20 protein-coding genes are annotated in these 20,498 nt (G+C 65.1%); 3 read left to right on the plus strand and 17 right to left on the minus strand.

All coding sequences use genetic code 11. The features are described 5' to 3' along the window. Positions 1-33 precede the first annotated feature (33 nt). The 9 genes from HU735_RS12865 to HU735_RS12905 all read right to left on the minus strand — a co-directional run bounded on the left by HU735_RS12865 (position 34) and on the right by HU735_RS12905 (position 9,430). Complete coding sequence (locus tag HU735_RS12865; protein ID WP_186713819.1) at positions 34-1,194, minus strand: D-alanyl-D-alanine carboxypeptidase family protein; 1,161 nt, start codon at positions 1,192-1,194, stop codon at positions 34-36. A 265-nt stretch (positions 1,195-1,459) separates the two neighbouring features. Next, complete coding sequence (locus HU735_RS12870; RefSeq protein ID WP_186713820.1) at positions 1,460-2,458, minus strand: septal ring lytic transglycosylase RlpA family protein; 999 nt, start codon at positions 2,456-2,458, stop codon at positions 1,460-1,462. Continuing rightward, entirely contained in the window at positions 2,459-3,469 is a 1,011-nt protein-coding gene (mltB, locus tag HU735_RS12875) for a lytic murein transglycosylase B (protein ID WP_186713821.1), read from the minus strand. 17 nt (positions 3,470-3,486) lie between these two features. After that, positions 3,487-4,590 carry a rod shape-determining protein RodA gene (rodA, locus tag HU735_RS12880; protein WP_186713840.1) on the minus strand — a complete coding sequence of 368 codons (1,104 nt, stop codon included), beginning with the start codon at positions 4,588-4,590 and terminating at the stop codon, positions 3,487-3,489. A gap of 38 nt (positions 4,591-4,628) precedes the next feature. Then, positions 4,629-6,527 carry a penicillin-binding protein 2 gene (mrdA, locus tag HU735_RS12885; RefSeq protein ID WP_050707063.1) on the minus strand — a complete coding sequence of 633 codons (1,899 nt, stop codon included), beginning with the start codon at positions 6,525-6,527 and terminating at the stop codon, positions 4,629-4,631. A gap of 17 nt (positions 6,528-6,544) precedes the next feature. Continuing rightward, a complete protein-coding gene (gene rlmH / locus HU735_RS12890; protein ID WP_023631106.1) occupies positions 6,545-7,012 on the minus strand; it encodes a 23S rRNA (pseudouridine(1915)-N(3))-methyltransferase RlmH in 468 nt (155 codons plus the stop codon). A 9-nt stretch (positions 7,013-7,021) separates the two neighbouring features. After that, positions 7,022-7,453: a ribosome silencing factor gene (gene rsfS / locus HU735_RS12895; RefSeq protein WP_050707064.1), complete on the minus strand. Its 432-nt coding sequence runs from the start codon at positions 7,451-7,453 to the stop codon at positions 7,022-7,024. 44 nt (positions 7,454-7,497) lie between these two features. After that, positions 7,498-8,157, minus strand: coding sequence for a nicotinate-nucleotide adenylyltransferase (nadD, locus tag HU735_RS12900; protein WP_110737938.1), 660 nt, complete (start codon positions 8,155-8,157; stop codon positions 7,498-7,500). A gap of 1 nt (position 8,158) precedes the next feature. Continuing rightward, positions 8,159-9,430 (minus strand): glutamate-5-semialdehyde dehydrogenase, encoded by a 1,272-nt coding sequence (locus tag HU735_RS12905; protein ID WP_186713822.1) that lies wholly within the window; start codon positions 9,428-9,430, stop codon positions 8,159-8,161. A gap of 297 nt (positions 9,431-9,727) precedes the next feature. Between HU735_RS12905 and HU735_RS12910 the strand changes: the two genes are divergently transcribed. After that, the gene (locus HU735_RS12910; RefSeq protein ID WP_186713823.1) at positions 9,728-10,420 is read left to right on the plus strand and encodes a DNA-3-methyladenine glycosylase; all 693 of its coding nucleotides are present in this window, start codon (positions 9,728-9,730) and stop codon (positions 10,418-10,420) included. Positions 10,421-10,423: 3 nt separating this feature from the next. Further along, on the plus strand, positions 10,424-11,740 hold the full coding sequence (locus HU735_RS12915; protein ID WP_186713824.1) for a bifunctional DedA family/phosphatase PAP2 family protein: 1,317 nt from the start codon (positions 10,424-10,426) through the stop codon (positions 11,738-11,740). A 79-nt stretch (positions 11,741-11,819) separates the two neighbouring features. Here the strand turns inward: HU735_RS12915 and HU735_RS12920 are convergent, their stop codons facing one another. Genes HU735_RS12920 through HU735_RS12930 form a run of 3 tightly spaced genes read right to left on the minus strand, consistent with a single transcriptional unit; the run spans position 11,820 to position 13,495 of the window. Beyond that, entirely contained in the window at positions 11,820-12,410 is a 591-nt protein-coding gene (locus tag HU735_RS12920; RefSeq protein ID WP_186713825.1) for an LON peptidase substrate-binding domain-containing protein, read from the minus strand. Between the two features lie 9 nt (positions 12,411-12,419). Beyond that, positions 12,420-13,136, minus strand: coding sequence for an LrgB family protein (locus tag HU735_RS12925; protein WP_186713826.1), 717 nt, complete (start codon positions 13,134-13,136; stop codon positions 12,420-12,422). Beyond that, positions 13,133-13,495 carry a CidA/LrgA family protein gene (locus HU735_RS12930; protein ID WP_186713827.1) on the minus strand — a complete coding sequence of 121 codons (363 nt, stop codon included), beginning with the start codon at positions 13,493-13,495 and terminating at the stop codon, positions 13,133-13,135. The genes HU735_RS12925 and HU735_RS12930 overlap by 4 nt, the downstream gene beginning before the upstream one ends. A 151-nt stretch (positions 13,496-13,646) precedes the next feature. Between HU735_RS12930 and HU735_RS12935 the strand changes: the two genes are divergently transcribed. After that, positions 13,647-14,102 carry a MaoC family dehydratase gene (locus HU735_RS12935; RefSeq protein WP_028690377.1) on the plus strand — a complete coding sequence of 152 codons (456 nt, stop codon included), beginning with the start codon at positions 13,647-13,649 and terminating at the stop codon, positions 14,100-14,102. A 111-nt stretch (positions 14,103-14,213) separates the two neighbouring features. Here the strand turns inward: HU735_RS12935 and HU735_RS12940 are convergent, their stop codons facing one another. The 5 genes from HU735_RS12940 to hflX all read right to left on the minus strand — a co-directional run bounded on the left by HU735_RS12940 (position 14,214) and on the right by hflX (position 20,493). Then, positions 14,214-15,506 carry an adenylosuccinate synthase gene (locus HU735_RS12940; protein ID WP_028688256.1) on the minus strand — a complete coding sequence of 431 codons (1,293 nt, stop codon included), beginning with the start codon at positions 15,504-15,506 and terminating at the stop codon, positions 14,214-14,216. Positions 15,507-15,561: 55 nt separating this feature from the next. After that, entirely contained in the window at positions 15,562-16,749 is a 1,188-nt protein-coding gene (locus HU735_RS12945; protein WP_186713828.1) for an ATP phosphoribosyltransferase regulatory subunit, read from the minus strand. 292 nt (positions 16,750-17,041) lie between these two features. Then, positions 17,042-17,911 (minus strand): protease modulator HflC, encoded by an 870-nt coding sequence (gene hflC / locus HU735_RS12950; protein WP_186713829.1) that lies wholly within the window; start codon positions 17,909-17,911, stop codon positions 17,042-17,044. Further along, positions 17,911-19,095 carry an FtsH protease activity modulator HflK gene (hflK, locus tag HU735_RS12955; RefSeq protein ID WP_186713830.1) on the minus strand — a complete coding sequence of 395 codons (1,185 nt, stop codon included), beginning with the start codon at positions 19,093-19,095 and terminating at the stop codon, positions 17,911-17,913. Before hflK ends, hflC begins: the two co-directional genes overlap by 1 nt. Positions 19,096-19,191: 96 nt before the next feature. Then, entirely contained in the window at positions 19,192-20,493 is a 1,302-nt protein-coding gene (gene hflX, locus HU735_RS12960) for a ribosome rescue GTPase HflX (RefSeq protein WP_186713831.1), read from the minus strand. Positions 20,494-20,498: the final 5 nt, after the last annotated feature.

Below are 20,498 nucleotides of genomic sequence, written 5' to 3' on the forward strand. Positions count from 1 at the left end.
CCGCCTGGTTCACGGGGGCGTGCAGGTCACGTATCAGTTGAACAAACCGTAGAAGAACAGGCGGATGCTATCCCACATACGGCCGAAGAAACCAGCTTCCTCCACGCCGTCCAGGGCGATGAGGTCGGCGCTGTGAATCACTTTCTCGTCCAGTTTGACTTCCACTTTGCCGATCACGTCACCTTTGGCGATCGGAGCGGTCAGTTGCGGATTCATGGTCATCGAAGCCTGGAGGCGTTTCAATTGGCCTTTAGGCATGGTCATGGTCAGGTCGTTGGCCAGACCGGCTTTCACCTGGTTGGTCGCGCCTTTCCATACCTGGGCCTGGGTCAGCTCGGTGCCTTTCTGGTAGAAGGTCTGGGTTTCGAAGAAGCGGAAACCGTAGGTCAGCAGCTTCTGGGTCTCGGCGGCGCGGGACTGCTCGCTGTTGGTGCCGAACACCACGGCGATCAGGCGCTGGCCGTCACGCACGGCCGAGGCGACCATGCAGTAGCCGGCTTCGTCGGTGTGGCCGGTCTTCAGGCCATCGACAGTCTTGTCGCGCCACAGCAGCAGGTTGCGGTTCGGCTGCTTGATGTTGTTCCAGAAGAACTCTTTCTGCGAGTAGATGGCGTAGTGCGCAGGATCTTCGTTGATGATCGCGCGTGCCAGCAGGGCCATGTCGTGGGCCGAGGAGTAGTGCTCCGGGTTCGGCAGGCCGGTCGGGTTCATGAAGTGGCTGTTGGCCATGCCCAAGTCGGTGGCGGTCTTGTTCATCATGTCGGCAAAAGCGTCTTCGCTGCCGGCAATGTGCTCGGACAGGGCGACCGAGGCGTCGTTGCCGGACTGGATGATGATGCCGTGCAGCAGGTCGCTGACGGTCACCTGGCTGCCGACCTTGATGAACATGCGCGAACCACCGGTGCGCCAGGCGTTCTCGCTGACGGTGACCGGGTCGTTCTCGCCGATCTGGCCGCGACGGATGTCCAGGGTGGCGATGTAGGCGGTCATCAGCTTGGTCAGGCTGGCCGGCGGCAGGCGCTCGTCACCGTTGTTCTCGACCAGCACGTTGCCGCTGGACGCGTCCATGAGTACGTAGGACTTGGCGGCCAGTTGCGGTGGTGCCGGCATCATCTGCTCCGCTGCGAAGGCAGCAGGCATGATCATCAGCAGAACGGGCAGGCAAAGTCGTTTGGCAAGGTTGGTGATGTTCATCCGTCTCTCGTAAATCGCTAATGGTCTGATGTTCCGTGGGTAAATTCGTTTACCCAGCGCCCCGTCAGTCTAGTTTTATGGCCGGTGGCCTGGCCCGACAGTGCGACGTAATGCCGCTGCGGGCAAAAGCGGGCATTGTACATGTCATTGCCCGGCAATTCATGAACAAACCGACAGGTCGGCGTGTCGATTCATCGCGGGGCAAGCCCGCTCCCACGCCATCTGCAAGGCGGGACGTGGGAGCGGGCTTGCCCCGCGGTTGGTCTCAATCAGTGACCACCTTGGCCTGGCCGAGATTGGCCAGGCGAATGCTGTCCTGCGCCTGCTGGATCTCACCCTGGCTGTTGATCGGCCCCAGGCGCACCCGGTGCAGTGTCTGCTGGTTACGCACCACGGAGCTGATGAACACCGGCGCGCTGACCATGGTGCTCAGCTTCGAGCGCAACAACTCGGCGGCGTCCGGGTTGGCGAACGCGCCCACTTGCAGGATGCTGCCACCACTGGCGTTCGGCACATTGTTGCCGCCCACCTGCACCGGCACCACCGGCGCCGCGTGCTGCTGCGGTGGCGGGGTCCACTGCTCGACCCGGCCGGTGCTGGCGGCGATCGGCTGGGCCTGGGCCACCTGCGGCTCCTTGAGCACCATCGGCGGCTGCTGGCCGCGCTGGGCCCACCATTGCTGTGGGTCGATGCCTTCGACGCGCACATGGGCGGTGCCGGTCTCGGCATAGCCGAGCTTCTTCGCCGCGGCGTAGGACAGGTCGATGATACGGTCGGAATAGAACGGGCCACGGTCGTTGACCCGCAGGATCACGCTGCGGCCGTTGGCCAGGTTGGTCACCCGCACATAGGCCGGCAGCGGCAGGGTCTTGTGCGCCGCGCTCATGCCGTACAGGTCGTACAGTTCGCCGTTGGCGGTGTTCTGGCCGTGGAACTTGGTGCCATACCACGACGCGGTACCCTCGGCGCGGTAGTTGCGCGAATCCTGCATCGGGTAGTAGGTCTTGCCCAGCACCGTGTAGGGGTTGGCCTTGTAGTTGCCGGTGTGCACGGTCGGCGTGGCGTCGGGGATCTTGTTGACGTCCACGTCCCACCAGGGCGCGCCGTCCTTGTGCGCGCGGTTGATGTCCAGGCCCGGCTGCGCACGCACTGTGTTGCCGCTCTGCGGGGTGGAAGGCCGGCTCGACGAACAGCTGGCCAGCACCAGGCCGACGGCGACGCAGGTCAGCAGTTTTGCGGTATTGATGGTGAAGAGTTCGCGCATTTACTTGACGCCCCGTGCCAGAACCAGCTGTTCGGAAAGCTGATGCACCGCCATGGCATACATCACGCTGCGGTTGTAGCGAGTGATCGCGTAGAAGTTTTTCAGGCCCATCCAGTACTCGGGGCCATCCGCGCCTTCCAGGCGGAAGGCGGTGACCGGCAGATCATCGCGCAGCGCATCATGACCCGACCAGCCCAGCGCCCGCAACTGCGCGACCGTCCTGGTCGGCTCGATGCCGGTGGTCAGGCCTTCGTCGACCCGGGCGCCGGCCACGCTGGCGCGGCTGACCACAGGTTCCCCGGGCACCCAGCCATGACGCTTGAAGTAGCTGGCGACGCTGCCGATGGCATCGTCCGGGTTGTTCCAGATATTGATATGGCCGTCGCCGTCGAAGTCCACGGCATAAGCACGGAAGCTGCTCGGCATGAACTGCGGCAGGCCCATCGCGCCGGCATAGGAGCCTTTGAGCGTGAGCGGATCGAGTTGCTCCTCGCGGGCCAGCAGAAGGAACTCGCGCAGCTCCTTACGGAAGAATTCGGCCCGTGGCGGGTAGTCGAAACCGAGCGTGGACAGGGCATCGATGACCCGGTAGTTGCCGGTGTTGCGACCGAAGAAGGTTTCCACGCCGATGATCGCGACGATGTACTGCGCCGGCACGCCGTATTCCTGCTCGGCGCGGGCCAGCACGGCCTCGTGCTGGCGCCAGAAGTCCACACCGCGGGCGATGCGCGCGTCGGTGATGAACATCGGGCGGTATTCCTTCCACGGTTTGACCCGCTCGGCCGGCCGCGAGATCGCGTCGAGGATTGCCTGCTTGCGCTGTACCTCGCGGAACACGCCCATCAGCTGCTCACCGGCGAAGCCGTAGTCGCGGGTCATCTCGCCAACGAACTCGGCCACCTGGGGCGAGCCGTCGTAGTCGCCGGCATTGGCCTGCTGGATTACGCCGAACAGCCCCATCGCGCCGAAAAACGGCGCCAGGCGGGCAGCCCAGCCACGCACTGCTTGCATGAAATTCTTCACCTTTTTCAAACCTGTGCAATCCACTTGCGGTGCGTATGGATCGACATCAGAACGCCAAACGCTGACAGCAGCGTCACCAACGAAGTTCCGCCATAGCTGATGAAGGGCAGCGGCACGCCCACCACGGGCAGGAGGCCGCTGACCATACCGATATTGACGAACACATAAACAAAGAAGGTCATGGTCAGGCTGCCCGCGAGCAGCTTGCCGAACAGGGTCTGGGCCTGGGCGGTGATCACCAGCCCGCGACCGATCAACAGGATGTAGATCAGCAACAGCAGGCAGATGCCGACCAGGCCGAACTCTTCGCCGAGCACGGCGATGATGAAGTCGGTATGGCTTTCCGGGAGGAAGTCCAGGTGCGACTGGGTGCCCAGCAGCCAGCCCTTGCCGAACACCCCGCCCGAACCGATCGCCGCCTTGGACTGGATGATGTTCCAGCCGGTGCCCAGCGGGTCGCTTTCCGGGTCGAGGAAGGTCAGTACGCGCTGTTTCTGGTAGTCGTGCATGACGAAGAACCACATCGCCACCGCCACCGGCACCGCCGCGGCGATCACGCTGACGATCCAGCGCCAGCGCAGCCCACCCATGAACAGCACGAAGGCGCCAGAGGCGAGGATCAGCAGCGCCGTGCCCAGGTCGGGCTGGCGCACAATCAGGATGAACGGCACGCCGATCAGGATCAGGCTGATCGCCACATGCTTGAGGTGCGGCGGCAAGGTGCGCTTGGACAGGTACCAGGCGATGGTCGCCGGCATGATGATCTTCATGAATTCCGAGGGCTGGAAGCGGATCACCCCGGGAATGTTGATCCAGCGCGTCGCGCCCATGGCGTTGTGGCCCATGACGTCAACCACGACCAGCAGGAACACCCCGGCCAGGTAGGCCAGCGGTACCCAGCGCGCCATGAAGCGCGGCTCCAGCTGGGCGATGATGAACATCGACACCAGGCCGATGCCGAAGGAGCTGGCCTGCTTCATCAGCAGGTCCCAGTTCTTGCCGCTGGCCGAATAGAGTACGAACAGGCTGCCGGCGGCGAGCGTCAGCAGGATGAGCAGCAGGGGACCGTCGATATGGATGCGCTGCAGGAAGCTGGCGCGCCTGCGCATCACGTCCTCGCTGGAGAGCATGCGGTCGAAGTTGTTCTTCACGGGGCCGATTCCTGGGCGACTGTGGCGGGGGCGAACTCGGGCTTGAGCCGGCCGCTCTCGTCAAGCAGCCAGGCATCCATGACCTGGCGCACCACGGGGGCGGCGACGCCGGAGCCGGACTCGCCGTTCTCGACCATCACCGAGACCACGATCCTCGGATCGTCGGCCGGGGCGAAGGCGACGAACAGCGCGTGGTCGCGGTGGCGTTCCTGGAGTTTGTTACGGTCGTACTTCTCACCCTGCTTGATCGCCACCACCTGGGCCGTGCCGCTCTTGCCAGCGATGCGGTACTGCGAGCCGATGGCGGCCTTGCGCGCGGTCCCGCGGGCGCCGTGCATCACCTGCTCCATGCCGTGAGTGACCCTGGCCCAGTCCGACTTGTCGCGCAGGACGATGTTTTCCATGGGGTTCTCGTCCACCGGGGGCTGGCCTTCGATGGTCTTGGCCAGGCGTGGACGGTTCCACACGCCTTTGTTGGCAATCAGCGCGGTGGCCTGGGCCAACTGCAGTGGCGTGGTCTGCATATAGCCCTGGCCGATGCCAAGGATCAGGGTTTCGCCGGGGAACCAGGCCTGGCGGCGGGTGGCACGCTTCCACTCACGGGATGGCATCAGTCCGGGCGACTCTTCGAACATGTCCAGGGCGACCTTCTGCCCGATACCGAACTTGTTCATGTAGCTGGACAGCCGATCGATCCCCATCTTGTGCGCAAGATCATAGAAGTACGTATCGTTTGACCGCATGATCGCCACATCCAGGTCAACCCAGCCATCGCCGGTGCGGTTCCAGTTGCGGTATTTGTGATCGTAGTTGGGCAGTTGGTAGTAACCCGGGTCGAACACCCGGCTGCCTGCAGTCACCACGCCACTGTCGAGACCGGCGATCGCCACCGCCGGCTTGATGGTCGAGCCCGGCGGGTAGAGGCCGCGCAGCACGCGGTTGAACAGCGGTCGGTCGATCGAATCGCGCAGTTCGGCGTAAGCCTTGAAGCCGATGCCGGTGACGAACAGGTTGGGGTCGAAGCTCGGCTGACTGACCATCGCCAGCACCTCGCCGGTGCGCGGATCGAGGGCCACGATGGCGCCACGACGCCCACCCAGCGCCTGCTCGGCGGCTTCCTGCAGCTTGATGTCGAGGCTCAGGACGATGTCCTTGCCCGGCTTCGGGTCGGTGCGCTTGAGCACCCGCAGCACGCGGCCACGGGCGTTGGTCTCGACTTCCTCGTAGCCCACCTGGCCATGCAACTCGTCTTCGTAGAAGCGTTCGATGCCGGTCTTGCCGATGTGGTGGGTGCCGCTGTAGTTCACCGGGTCGAGGGTCTTGAGTTCCTTCTCGTTGATCCGCCCGACGTAGCCCACCGAATGGGCGAAATGCGCGCCCTGGGGATAGTGGCGGACCAGCTGCGCCGCCACTTCCACGCCGGGCAGGCGGAACTGGTTGACCGCGATGCGGGCAATCTGCTCCTCGTTGAGCTCGAACAGGATCGGCACCGGCTCGAACGGCCTGCGCCCCTGCTTCATGCGCTTCTCGAACAGGGCGCGATCGTCGGGGGTGAGCTCGAGCACCTCGACGATCACATCCAGCACGTCCTGCCACTTGCCGGCGTTGCCGGCGCGCTCGCGGGTCATCACCAGGCTGAAGCTGGGGCGGTTGTCCGCCACCACCACGCCGTTGCGGTCGAAGATCAGCCCACGGGTCGGCGGGATCGGCTGCACATGCACCCGGTTGTTCTCCGACAGCGTCGAGTGATAGTCGTACTGGATGACCTGCAGGTAATACAGCCGGGCGATCAGCACGCAGACGAGCAGCACCACCGCCACGGCGCCCACGACGACGCGGTTGCGCACCAGGCGGGCGTCTTTCTCGTGGTCCTTGAGGCGGATCTGCTGCGGCATCGGACAGGCTTACAGGTTCATTTGTGGTAGGGATGCCCGGACAGCACGGTCCAGGCGCGGTAGATCTGCTCGCCGATGAGTATCCTTACCAACGGGTGCGGCAACGTCAGCGGCGACAGCGACCAGCGCTGTTCGCTGCGCGCGCAGACTTCCGGCGCCAGCCCTTCCGGGCCGCCCACCATCAGGTTGACCGTACGCGCATCCAGGCGCCAACGGTCCAGCTCGCCCGCCAGTTGCTCGGTGCTCCAGGGCTTGCCATGGACCTCGAGGGTGACGATGCGTTCCCCAGGCTGCACCTTGCTCAGCATCGCCTCGCCCTCCTGACGGATCAGGCGGGCGACATCGGCGTTCTTGCCGCGGGTGTTCAGCGGGATTTCCACCAGCTCCAGCGCAAGCTCCGGGGGCAGGCGCTTGGCATACTCATGCCAGCCTTCCTCGACCCACTTGGGCATGCGCGAGCCGACCGCGATCAGACGCAGACGCACGGCGCTTCCTTATTCCCGGTCTTTGAGCTTGTCGGTGAAGTAGTCGCTGGCGTTTTCCGGACTGTGGTGCTTGGCATCGGCGGCACGGCTCTGCTCGGCGCCCAGCCACAGGCGCTCCAGGTCATAGAACTGGCGGGCAGCGGCGGTCATCATGTGCACGATGACGTCGTTCAGGTCCAGCAGGACCCAGTCGCTGTCGCCCTTGCCTTCTTCACCCAGGGGTTGCGCACCCTCTTTCTTCACCGCTTCACGGACCTTTTCCAGCATCGCGTTGATCTGGCGATTGGAGGTACCGGTGGCAATGATCATGTAGTCGGTCAGGCTGTGCTTTTCGCGCACGTCGATGACCTGGATGTCCTGGGCCTTGACGTCTTCCAGGGCGCTGATGGTCAGTTTGACCAGCTCTTCGCCACTGATGCCATTGATTTTCTGCTTGCTCATATAAAACTCGTTCAACTCATTAAGTGAGGCGCCCATGGGCGCCGTCAGTTGGACACACGATACAGGTCGTGCGCCTCGATATAGGCCAGTACTGCGTCCGGCACCAGGAACCGCGCCGACTTGCCGCTGGCCAGCAGCTGTCGGATCTGTGTGGCGGACACCGCAAGCGGGGTCTGCCAGACGAACGAAATGTGCCCCGCCGGGCCGGACATGGCGGTGGGATCGCTCTCCGAGCGCGCCGCCAGCAGGTTGCGCAGCGCATCGGGGGGTTCGACATCGGCATCCGGGCGTTGCAGCACCAGGATGTGACAGTGTTGCAGCAGTTCTTCCCAGCGATGCCAGCTGGGCAGGCCGCAGAACGCGTCCCAGCCCAGCACCAGGAACAACTGGTCGTGCGCGTGCAACTGCGCACGGATCGATTCAAGGGTGTCGATGGTGTACGACGGCTTGTCGCGGGCCAGCTCACGGTCATCCACGCTCAGGCGTTCGACGCCCTGCACGGCACCGCGCACCATGGCCAGGCGGTCCTGGGCCGACACCTGCGGCGTGTCGCGGTGCGGCGGGCGGGCGTTGGGCAGCAGGCGCAGTTCGTCCAGGCGCATGAACTCGGCCACTTCCAGCGCGCTGCGCAGGTGGCCGATATGCACCGGGTCGAAGGTTCCGCCGAGAATGCCGATGCGCCGGACTGCCACCGCGTTGCTCAACTCAGCACGACTCCTGACCGCGCAGCTGGCCGTCGCCGATCACCACGTACTTCTCGCAGGTCAGGCCTTCCAGACCGACCGGGCCGCGGGCGTGCAGCTTGTCGGTGGAGATGCCGATCTCCGCGCCCAGGCCGTACTCGAAACCGTCGGCGAAGCAGGTCGGGGTATTGAGCATGACCGACGCCGAGTCGACTTCGGCGATGAAACGCCGGGACTGCCCCTGGTGCTCGGTGATGATCGAGTCGGTGTGGTGCGAGCCGTAGTGGTTGATGTGCTCGATGGCCTGCTCCAGGCCGTCGACAACGCGGATCGCCAGGATCGCGTCGAGGTATTCGGTGTGCCAGTCGTCTTCTCTGGCCGGCTTGGCGTCGATGATCGCCCGGGTGCGCTCGCAGCCGCGCAGTTCGACGCCCTTGTCGTGGAAGCGGCGGGCCATTTCCGGCAGGAAGCGCTCGGCCACGGCCTGGTCCACCAGCAAGGTCTCCATGGCGCCGCAGATGCCGTAGCGGTAGGTCTTGGCGTTGAAGGCCACGCGCCAGGCCTTGTCCAGGTCGGCATGGGCATCGACGAAGACATGGCAGATGCCGTCCAGGTGCTTGATCACCGGTACCCGGGCGTCGCGGCTGATGCGCTCGATCAGGCCACGGCCGCCGCGCGGGACGATCACGTCGACGAACTCCGGCATGCTGATCAGCGCGCCCACGGCCTCGCGGTCGGTGGTCTCGACCACCTGTACCACCGCCGGCGGCAGGCCGGCCTCGGCCAGGCCGCGCTGGATGCAGACGGCGATGGCGCGGTTGGAGTGGATGGCCTCGGAGCCGCCGCGCAGGATGGTGGCGTTGCCCGACTTGAGGCACAGGCTCGCGGCGTCGATGGTCACGTTGGGACGCGACTCGTAGATGATGCCGATGACACCCAGCGGCACGCGCATCTTGCCGACCTGGATGCCCGACGGGCGGTAGCTCATGTCGCGGATGGCGCCGACCGGGTCCGGCAGGCTGGCCACCTGGCGCAGGCCGGTGATCATGCCGTCGATGCGCGCCGGGGTAAGCGCCAGGCGGTCGAGCAGCGCCGGCTCCAGGCCGTTCTTGCGACCGTTGGCCAGGTCCTGTTCGTTGGCTGCGGTGAGCGCGTCGCGGGCCGCGTCGAGGGCATCGGCGGCGGCCTGCAGGGCGCGGTTCTTCTGCGCGGTGCTGGCACGGCCGATCACCCGCGAGGCCTCACGGGCGGCGCGACCCAGGCGGGTCATGTAGTCAAGAACGGACTCGGTCATGGGTTCGGTGTCTTGGCAAAGGGGAAATCGGCTGATTATAACTGGAGCGCTCGGGTACGCCCAGCGGCGGGTGGCGGATGGTAGGAAATGCTTGCTGGGTATGCGTGGGAAAGATGTAACCACCCATATCGAAAAACACCTCGGCCTCATCGCGGGGCAAGCCTGCCCCCAGGCCAGCCGCGCTGTCCAGGCTTCGTCGTGGGAGCGGGCTTGCCCCGCGATGGCGTCAATCTGATTCAGCCTCGATTAAGCCATTCATTGCTATCATCGCCGCCTTCACAGCCACGAACCGCGCGTATGTCCGTCCCAGCCCCCTGCCCGGCCCGGGCCTTGCCCAACAGCTTCTTCGACCGCGACGCCCAGACCCTCGCCCGCGAACTGCTGGGCAAGGTCATCCGCCATCGCCACGGCGATCTCTGGCTGGCGGCGCGGATCATCGAGACCGAGGCCTACTACCTGACCGACAAGGGCAGCCACGCCTCCCTGGGGTTCACCGAGAAGCGCAAGGCGCTGTTCCTCGATGGCGGGCACATCTACATGTACTACGCCCGTGGCGGCGACTCGCTGAACTTCAGCGCCCAGGGCCCGGGCAACGCGGTACTGATCAAGTCCGCCTATCCCTGGACCGACGCCATCTCCGACGCCAACAGCCTGGCGCGGATGCAGCTGAACAACCCCGATGCCAGCGGCAACCTGCGCCCGCCCGAGCGCCTGTGCAACGGTCAGACCCTGCTGTGCCGGGCCATGGGCCTGAAGGTGCCGCACTGGGACGCCCGGCGCTTCGACCCCGAACGCCTGTATGTCGAGGACTGCGGCATCCCGGTGCCACGGGTGATCCAGACCACCCGCCTGGGCATCCCCCACGGCCGCGACGAACACCTGCCCTACCGCTTCGTCGATGCCGACTACGCGCGCTTCTGCACCCGAAACCCGCTGCGCCGCGGCCAGGTCGAAGGGAAAGACTTCTTCATGCTCGAACAAGGAAACTGAACCATGGGCCAATGGCTCGACAGCCTGACCACCTGGCTTGGCGCCAACCCGCAGTGGCTGGGCCTGGCCATCTTCATCGTGGCTTGCGTTGAATGCCTGGCGATCGCCGGCATCATCGTGCCCGGCACCGTGCTGCTGTTCGCCGTCGCCGTGCTGGCCGGCAGCGGTGCCTTCAGCCTCGGCGAGACCCTGCTGCTGGGCTTCCTCGGCGGCCTGCTGGGCGATGCGATCTCCTACGGCATCGGCAAGTACTTCCACCAGAACATCCGGCGTCTGCCGCTGCTGCGCAGCCACCCGGAATGGATCGGCAGCGCCGAAGCGTACTTCCAGCGCTACGGCATCGCCAGCCTGCTGGTCGGCCGCTTCATCGGCCCGCTGCGGCCGATGCTGCCGATGGTCGCCGGCATGTTCGACATGCCGCTGCCGCGCTTCATCGCCGTGAGCCTGGTGGCCGGCGCCGGCTGGTCGGTGGCCTACCTGCTGCCGGGCTGGGCCACCGGCGCGGCCATGCGCCTGCCACTGCCCGAAGGGTTCTGGCTGGACGCCGGGATCGTCGTCGGCACCCTGGCGGTGCTGATCGGCCTGAGCCTGAGCACCAGCATTCGCGACCAACGCCATGGCACCCGGCTGATCGCCGCCGTCAGCGGCCTGGCCGTGGCCGCGCTGTTCATCGGCTGGCCGTACCTGAGCGAGTTCGACCAGGGCGTGATGACCCTGGTCCAGGAACACCGCAGCCAGGTGATCGACGGCGCCGTGGTGCTGGTCACCCGCCTGGGCGACTTCCGCACCCAGTTCTTCCTGGGCGGCCTGCTAACCGGCCTGCTGCTGCTGGCCCGGCAATGGCGCCATGCCTTGTTCGCCGGCGCGACGCTGATCGGCACCGCAGCCGCCAACGGCACCTTGAAGTGGCTGTTCGCCCGCGCCCGTCCGGAAGTGCTGGTCGATCCGCTGACCAGCTACAGCATGCCCAGCGGCCACAGTTCGGCGTCGTTCGCCTTCTTTCTGGTGCTGGCAGTGCTGGCCGGACGCGGCCAGCCGCCGCGCATGCGCCTGACCTGGGTCATGCTGGGCTGCCTGCCGGCGCTGGCGATCGCCTTGTCGCGGGTGTACCTCGGGGCGCACTGGCCGACCGACATCCTCGCCGGGGCATTGCTGGCGTGCTGCGTGTGCGCGGCAAGCCTGACCCTGGTGCAGCATCGCCAGCCGCTGGTAGCGCTGCCGCAGCGGGTGTGGTGGCTGGTGCTGCCGGCGTGCGTCGCGTTGCTGGCGTTCTTTGCCCTGCATGCGCTGCCCAAGGCGTTGTTGCGTTACCAGTACTGACGCTATCGCAAAACCCTGTAGGAGCGGCCTTGTGTCGCTCCTACAGGGATCGTATGAGTCGCGGCGGGTGCAAGCCTGATCAGGCGAACAACTCGCCCTGGATCCGCTCGAGCAACGCCTGGATCGCCTCCAGCCTGAGCTGTGGCGAATCGATGGCCAGCAGGTCGAGCTTGTCCTCTTCCATGAACGGCAGCAGGTAGGCCAGCTGGTTGCCCAGCGACTGGCGCCCGTCCACGTCGCGCGGCATGCCCAGTGCCTCGACCATCGGGTGCTCGCCCAACGCCAGCAGCAAGGCCAGCAGGTCGTCGTCCTGCTCCACCAGCGGGCTGTCCGCCAGGTCCGGCAACCATTGCACCTCGGCGAGCATCAGCTGGTCCTTCTGCACCTCGGTCCGCTCGACGCGAAACCGCCGCACGCCCTCGACACGGATGCCCAGCAGGCCGTTGTCCTGCTGCACGAAGTCGCGGATCAGCGCCTCGCAGCCGACCGAGGCCACCACCGGCGGCGCCTTGCCCACCTGCTCGCCTTCGAGGATGCACACCACGCCGAAACCGGCGCCCTGCTTCATGCAGCGGCCGATCATGTCCAGATAGCGCGCCTCGAAGATCTGCAAGTCGAGCAGGCAACCGGGAAACAGCACGGTATTGAGGGGAAACAGCGGTAACGTCATCTCGATTCCTCAAGCCACCAGGCTGACCGCCAACGGCAGGAACACCGCCGTGGCCACTCCCATCAGGCTCATCGCCAGCGCGGCGAAGGCGCCGCATTCGTCACTTTCCTGCAAGGCCACCGAAGTGCCCACCGCGTGGGCGGTCACCCCCAGCGCCATGCCCCGTGCCTCGGGGCTGAGCACGCCGCAACGGGTCAACAGCGCAGGGCCGAAGATCGCGCCGATCACCCCGGTGATCAGCACGAACACCGCGGCCAGCGCCGCCACCCCGCCGATCTGCTCGGCCACCAGCATGGCGATCGGCGAAGTGACCGACTTCGGCGCCATGGTCATCAGGATCATCCTTTCGGCGCCGAACCACCACCCCAGCACCAGGCACGCCACGGTGGCGAACAGGCCTCCGACTACCAGCGTAGTAAATGTCGGCCAGAACAGCTGTCGAATACGCCGCAGGTTGAGGTAGAGCGGCACCGCCAGGGCCACGGTGGCCGGCCCCAGGAGGATGTTCATGATCTCGGTGCTCTTGCGGTATTCGGCGTAGTCGATGCCGCAGGCCAGGAGGATGCCGATCACCACCAGCATCGACACCAGCACCGGTTGCAGGAAGATCCAGCGGGTCTTCTCGTAGCCCGCCAGCACCAACTGGTAGGCGGCCAGGGTGATGCCGATGCCGAACAACGGATGGTGGATGACCGCCTCGAGCGCGCCGTGCCAGTCGAGGATCATGGCTGCTCCTCGCGCTTGCCCTGACGGTGGATGAGTTTCTGCATCAGCACGCCGACGAACACCAGGGTCAGCAGGCAGGAGATCAGCAAGGCCCCGACGATGGCCCAGAAGTCGGCGGCGATGTCCCTGGCATAGACCATCACCCCCACCGCCGGCGGCACCAGCAGCAGCGGCAGGTAGCGCAACAGGCTGCCGGCGGCCTCGTTGAGCGGCTCGCCGACCTCGCCACGGATCATCAGGAAGGCCATCAGCAGCAACAGGCCGATGATCGGCCCGGGCAGGATGGGCAGGATCAGGTGGTTGATCGCCGTCCCCAGCAACTGGAACAGCACCAGCCAGGTCAAACCACGCAACAGCATATGGACCTCCCTCAGAGCATGGCGACCATTATAAGCACGCTAAGCATCTGCCTATAAGGCGATATTCGGCGAAAAGCGGGCAACTTGACTGAAACGGTTCGCCGTGCTGATCTTGCACACTCGTACCAAATGACAATCTGGAGATGTCGCGATGCCCTATGTACCCGTTACAGAGCTTTCGCAGTACGTTGGCAAGGAACTGGGACGTTCCGCCTGGCTGAAGATCGATCAGCAACGCATCAACCTGTTCGCCGAGGCCACCGGCGACTTCCAATTCATCCACGTCGATCCCGAGAAGGCAAAGAAGACGCCGTTCGGCACCACCATCGCCCATGGCTTCCTCACCCTGTCGCTGATCCCCAAGCTGATGGAAGATATCCTCGTGCTGCCCGAAGGGCTGAAGATGGTGGTCAACTACGGCCTGGACAGCGTGCGTTTCATCCAGCCGGTGAAGGTCGACAGCCAGGTACGACTGAAGGTCGACCTGACCGACGCCACCGAGAAGAAACCGGGACAATGGCTGCTCAAGGCCACCGTCACCCTCGAGATCGAGGGCGAAGAAAAACCCGCCTACATCGCCGAACCGCTATCGCTCTGCTTCGTCTGACGGCCTGCACTCACCCGCACCGGCCCCATCGCCGCCACAGGCACCAGGCGAAAAAAAACGCCGCGCTCCCTTGCGGGGGCGCGGCGTTCGATCAACTACCGAGGCGGCAGATCAGGCGAACGGATGACGCAGCACGATGGTCTCGTTGCGGTCCGGGCCAGTCGAGATGATGTCGATCGGCGCGCCGACCAGCTCCTCGATGCGCTTGATGTAGTTGCGTGCGGCTTGCGGCAGCTCTTCCAGGGTTTTCACGCCCAGGGTCGACTCGCTCCAGCCCGGCATCTCTTCGTATACCGGCTCCAGGCCAATGTAGCTGTCGGCATCGGACGGCGCGTCGATAACGGCACCGTTCTCGTTCTTGTAGCCCACGCAGATGTTGATGGTTTCCAGGCCGTCCAGCACGTCCAGCTTGGTCAGGCAGATGCCCGAGATGCTGTTGACGTCGATGGCGCGACGCAGGATGACGGCGTCGAACCAGCCGCAACGACGGGCACGGCCGGTGGTCGAGCCGAACTCGTGGCCACGCTTGGCCAGGGTGGCGCCGGTCTCGTCGAACAGTTCGGTCGGGAACGGACCGGAACCGACGCGAGTGGTGTAGGCCTTGGTGATGCCGAGGATGTAGTCCAGGTACATCGGGCCAACGCCGGAACCGGTGGAGATGCCGCCGGCGGTGGTGTTGGAGCTGGTGACGTACGGGTAGGTACCGTGGTCGATGTCCAGCAGTGAGCCCTGGGCGCCTTCGAACATGATGTCCTTGCCGGCGCGGCGCAGGTTGTGCAGTTCGGCGGTGACGTCGAGCATCATCGGCTTGAGCTGCTCGGCGTAGGCCATGCACTCGTCCAGGGTCTGCTGGAAGTCGATGGCCGGCTCTTTGTAGTAGTTCACCAGCTGGAAGTTGTGGTAGTCCAGCAGCTCACCGAGCTTGGCGGCGAAACGCTCGCGGTGGAACAGATCACCCACGCGCAGGCCGCGACGAGCCACCTTGTCTTCGTAGGCCGGGCCGATGCCACGGCCGGTGGTGCCGATCTTGGCTTCGCCACGGGCCTTCTCACGGGCCTGGTCGAGGGCCACGTGGTACGACAGGATCAGCGGGGCGGCCGGGCTGATGCGCAGGCGCTCGCGCACTGGCACGCCCTTCTCTTCCAGCTTGGTGATTTCACGCATCAGGGCGTCGGGAGCAACGACCACGCCGTTGCCGATCAGGCACTGCACGCCTTCACGCAGGATGCCCGAGGGAATCAGGTGCAGAACGGTCTTCTCACCGTTGATCACCAGGGTGTGGCCCGCGTTGTGGCCACCTTGGTAGCGCACTACGGCGGCAGCATGTTCGGTCAGCAGATCGACGATCTTGCCTTTGCCCTCATCACCCCACTGGGTGCCCAGGACGACGACATTCTTACCCATAACACTTGTCCTCATTCACGCAACTTGGTTGCCGGCCCACTGCCGGCGAAGAATCTCAATGGGTCAGCGGCAGAACCTGCCAGCGCCCGTCTTGCTGAATCAATTGCCGATCACAATCCGCTTCGAAGGCAGCACTCAACGGCTGGCCAGGCAGGGCCTGGACCACACGCTGGCCTTCGTTGCGCAACTGGCAGACTTGCTGCCAGAGGGCCGCATCGCTGCTGTCGGGCATCCAGATGCCGCCAGCAGGCAATACGACCTCCGCTCGCCCCAGTGTGACCAGGGTCTTCAAATCCGTGGAGAATCCGGTGGCCGGGCGCGCCCGGCCAAAATCGGCGCCGATGTCGTCGTAGCGACCGCCCTGGGCGATCGACTGACCTTCGCCCGGCACGAACACCGCGAATACCACGCCGGTGTGATAGTTGTAGCCGCGCAGCTCGCCGAGGTCGAAGTACAACGGCAGATCCGGGTAACGCGATGCCAGGCGATCGGCGATTGCCAGCAGGTCGTCCAGCGCCGCCAGCACGCTGGACGGGGCGCGGCCCAGGCGCACACGGGCTTCGGCCAGCACTTCACGGCCGCCGCACAGCTCGACCAGGGCCCGCAGCATGTTGCCCAGGTCCTTCGGCAGATCGGCGGTGAGCGCCTGCACTTCGTCGACCGCCTTGCGCTGCAGGGCGTCGAACAGCTGCTGCTCCACATCGCCGGACAGGTTGGCGGCACGGGCCAGGCCGCGGTAGATACCGACATGGCCAAGGTCCATGTGCACATCCGGCACATCGGTCAGCTGCAGCGTGGCGAGCATCAGGCTGATGACCTCGACATCGCTGGTGGGGCTGGCGTCGCCATACAACTCGGCGCCCAGCTGGATCGGGCTGCGCGAGGTGGACAGGGCACGCGGTTGCGCGTGCAGCACGCTGCCGGCGTAGCACAGGCGGCTCGGGCCCTCACGGCGCAGGGTGTGGGCGTCGATGCGCGCCACCTGCGGGGTGAAGTCGGCACGGAAGCCCATCAGGCGGCCGGACTGCGGGTCGACGACCTTGAAGGTGCGCTGGTCCAGGTCCTGGCCGGCGCCGGTGAGCAGCGACTCCAGGTACTCGATATGCGGCGTGACGACCAGTTCGTAACCCCAACTCTGGAACAGGTCCAACACCTGACGCCGCGCGATCTCGATGCGCGCCGCCTCAGGTGGCAGTACTTCCTCGATGCCATCTGGCAGCAGCCAGCGGTCTACCGTTGCCATTACGCCATTTCCCCTCTGGTCCGGGCGGCCTGCCCGCAGGCGAGCCGTGAGTGAAGCAGGCATTGGCGCACAATAGCGGGCAGCACTGATCCCAGCGCAACCACCGTACCCAATACCCTCGAATTGCCTTGCGTCCTGACCAAACCGTCAACAAGCCATGGGCCGATCAACCTTGCAGACGCAAAAAAGCCGGGAATTTCCCGGCTGCCGCATCATACACCCCTTTTCATTCAGGATGCACCCCGCCTGGCATTTTAGCTGCCAGACGGGGCGCCCCGTCATGAGAGCAACCTCAGGGCTTGCTCTTGTCCAGGTAACGGAAGAACTCGTTCTTCGGGTCCAGGACCAGTACGTCGCTCTTGCTCGAGAAGCTCTCGCGGTAGGCCTGCAGGCTACGGTAGAACGCGTAGAAATCGGCGTCCTGGCTGTAGGCCTTGGAATAGATGGCAGCCGCCTGGGCGTCACCATCACCGCGGGTCTCTTCCGCTTCGCGATACGCCTCGGCCAGCAGCACGCGGCGCTGACGGTCGGCGTCGGCACGAATACCTTCGGCCAGCTCGTTACCCTTGGCGCGGTGCTCGCGGGCCTCACGCTCACGCTCGGTGCTCATGCGGTCGAACACGCTGCGGTTGACTTCCTTCGGCAGGTCGATGGCCTTGACGCGAACGTCGACAACCTCGATACCCAGCTCCTTACTGGCCATGCGGTTCAGCGAGGCGGTGATATCGGCCATCAGCGCGTCACGCTCACCGGACACCACTTCGTGCAAGGTGCGTTTACCGAACTGGTCACGCAGGCCGCTTTCCAAACGACGCGACAGGCGCTCGTCGGCGATCTGCTTCATGCCCGAGGTCGCGGTGTAGAAGCGCTCGGCGTCCTTGACCCGCCACTTGGCGTAGGCATCGACCATCACCGCCTTCTTCTCCAGCGTCAGGAAACGCTGGGTCGGGGCGTCGAGGGTCATCAGGCGGGCGTCGAACTTGCGCACCTGGTTCACGTACGGCACCTTCACGTGCAGGCCCGGCTGGACATCGGCCTTGACCACGCGACCGAACTGCAGCAATACCGCGCGCTCGGTCTGCGAGACGATGTAGAAGCAGTTCCAGGCGGCGATCGCCACGACCACGGCACCAATCAGGGCGAACAGCGATTTATTGCTCATCAGCGGCTCTCCCTGGAACGCAGCGGCGGTTGTTGTTGCAGGTCCTGCGCGGCGCGCGCGGCGGCGTCGTTGACCGACGGCGAAACGCTGCTGACCGGTGCCGACGCGCTGTTGCGGCTGCCTTCGACCATCTTGTCCAGTGGCAGGTAGAGCAGGTTGTTCTGCCCGTCCTTGGTGGCCACCATGACCTTGCTGGAGTTGCTGTACACCTCCTGCATGGTATCGATGTACAGACGCTGGCGAGTGACTTCCGGCGCCTTGCGGTACTCGACGACCATCTTGCTGAAGCGGTCGGCCTCACCCTTGGCGCGGGCGATGACTTCATCGCGGTAGCCGTTGGCGTCCTCGATGATGCGCTGCGCCTGGCCACGGGCCTCGGGCACCACGCCGTTGGCGTAGGACTCGGCCTGGTTGCGCGCACGCTGCTCGTCTTCACGGGCGCGGATCACGTCGTCGAAGGCTTCCTGCACTTCACGCGGGGCTGCCGCGCTCTGCACGTTGACCTGGGTGACGGTGATACCGGTGCGGTAGGTGTCGAGGAATCGTTGCAGACGCTCGCGGATGTCCACGGCCATCTGCTCGCGGCCTTCGGTCAGCACCTGGTCCATCGAGGTGGAACCCACCACGTGGCGCAGGGCGCTGTCGGTGGCATGCTGCAGACTGACTTCCGGCTGGTCGACGTTGAGCACGAAGTCCTGCAGGTTGCTGATGCGGTACTGCACGGTCAGCGGCACCTCGACGATATTCTCGTCTTCGGTGAGCATCTGGCCCTGCTTGGTGTAGGCCCGCTCGCGGGTCACGTTTTCCATGTACTTGCGGTCGATCGGCGGGAAGTAGATGTTCAGGCCGGGACCGACGGTCTCGTAGTACTTGCCGAAGCGCAGCACCACGGCCTGCTCCTGCTCGTCCACCACGTACACGGCGTTGTACAGCCAGATGGCCGCAAGCACCGCCAGGCCGATGCCCAGCAAGCCGTAGCTGCCGCCCTTGCCGATATTACGGTCGCCACTGCCACCGCGTTTCTTGCCACTGCCGAACATGCCGTTCAGGCTGTCCTGCAGCTTGCGGAAGGCCTCGTCCAGATCCGGTGGACCTTTCTTGTCGCCACCACCGCCGCCGCCGTTACGGCGACCGCCCCAGGGATCCTGATTGTTCGAGTTGCCACCCGGCTCGTTCCAAGCCATAGCGCTCTCCATCTGATAAAGCAAAGACGCGCCCACGGCGCGCCGTCCAATGCTACAGAATGCCTGTCACCGCTGCCCGACGACCTCGACGGGCATTTATTGCAAAGTGTGTTGCTCGACAAACACTTGCGGCTCCATGCCTTCGCGGCTGACCAGGCGATTCAACTCGACCCTGGGCAGTCGCACGCTCAGCAGGCTGCGCCCTTCTTCATCATGCTCTTCACTCTGCACGGCACCCAGGGCAAAGAATTGCGCGCGCAGGCGGGCAAACCGTTGCTCCAGGCACAGGGTTCCGACATACAGATCGTCCCCCAGCAACTCGGCGACTGCCTGGCCAACCAGCTCCAGGCCGCGTCCATCACGTGCCGATACCCAGACCCGCTGCGGCTTGCCATCGGCATCGCGCTGGATCTGCGGCTCGACATCTTCAAGCAGGTCGAGTTTGTTATAGACCTCGAGGATCGGCAAGCTCTCGGCCCCGATCTCGCCCAGCACCGCCAGCACCTGCTCGATCTGCTCCATGCGCTCGGGCTCATGGGCGTCGATCACGTGCAGCAGCAGGTCGGAGTTGCTCGACTCTTCGAGCGTAGCCCGAAATGCCTCGACCAGCTTGTGCGGCAGGTGGCGAATGAAGCCCACGGTGTCGGCCAGCACGATCGGCCCCAGGTCGGCCAGTTCGAGCCGGCGCAAGGTCGGGTCGAGGGTGGCGAACAACTGGTCCGCGGCGTACACCTCGGATTGGGTCAGGGCGTTGAACAGGGTCGACTTGCCGGCGTTGGTGTAGCCCACCAGCGACACCGACGGGATGTCCGCGCGCTTGCGCCCGCGACGAGCCTGCTCGCGCTGGCTGCGCACCTTCTCCAGGCGTGCCTTGATCTGACGCAGGCGCACCCGCAGCAGACGGCGGTCGGTTTCCAGCTGGGTCTCACCCGGGCCGCGCAGACCGATACCGCCCTTCTGCCGCTCAAGGTGGGTCCAACCGCGCACCAGCCGCGTGCTCATGTGCTCGAGCTGGGCCAGTTCGACCTGCAGCTTGCCTTCGTGAGTACGCGCCCGTTGGGCGAAGATATCGAGAATCAGCCCGGTACGGTCCAGCACGCGACACTCGAAGACACGTTCGAGGTTGCGTTCCTGGCTGGGCGTGAGGGTGTGATTGAAAATCACCAGGTCGGCTTCGGCCGATTGGACCAGGTCGCGCAATTCCTCGACCTTGCCGCTGCCGATCAGAAACTTGGCGGTGGGCTGATGCCGCGCCACTGTTACCAGCGAGACGATATCGGCGCCGGCCGACAGCGCCAGCTCCTGAAACTCCTGCGGGTCTTCGCGCGCCTCAGGGTTCTGACCTTCCAAGTGAACGAGCAGCGCTCGCTCACCACCACCGTGGCGCTCAAAGAACAATGCAG

It is taken from the genome of Pseudomonas sp. BW16M2 (assembly GCF_014268865.1).
Classification (GTDB): Bacteria; Pseudomonadota; Gammaproteobacteria; order Pseudomonadales; family Pseudomonadaceae; genus Aquipseudomonas; species Aquipseudomonas peradeniyensis.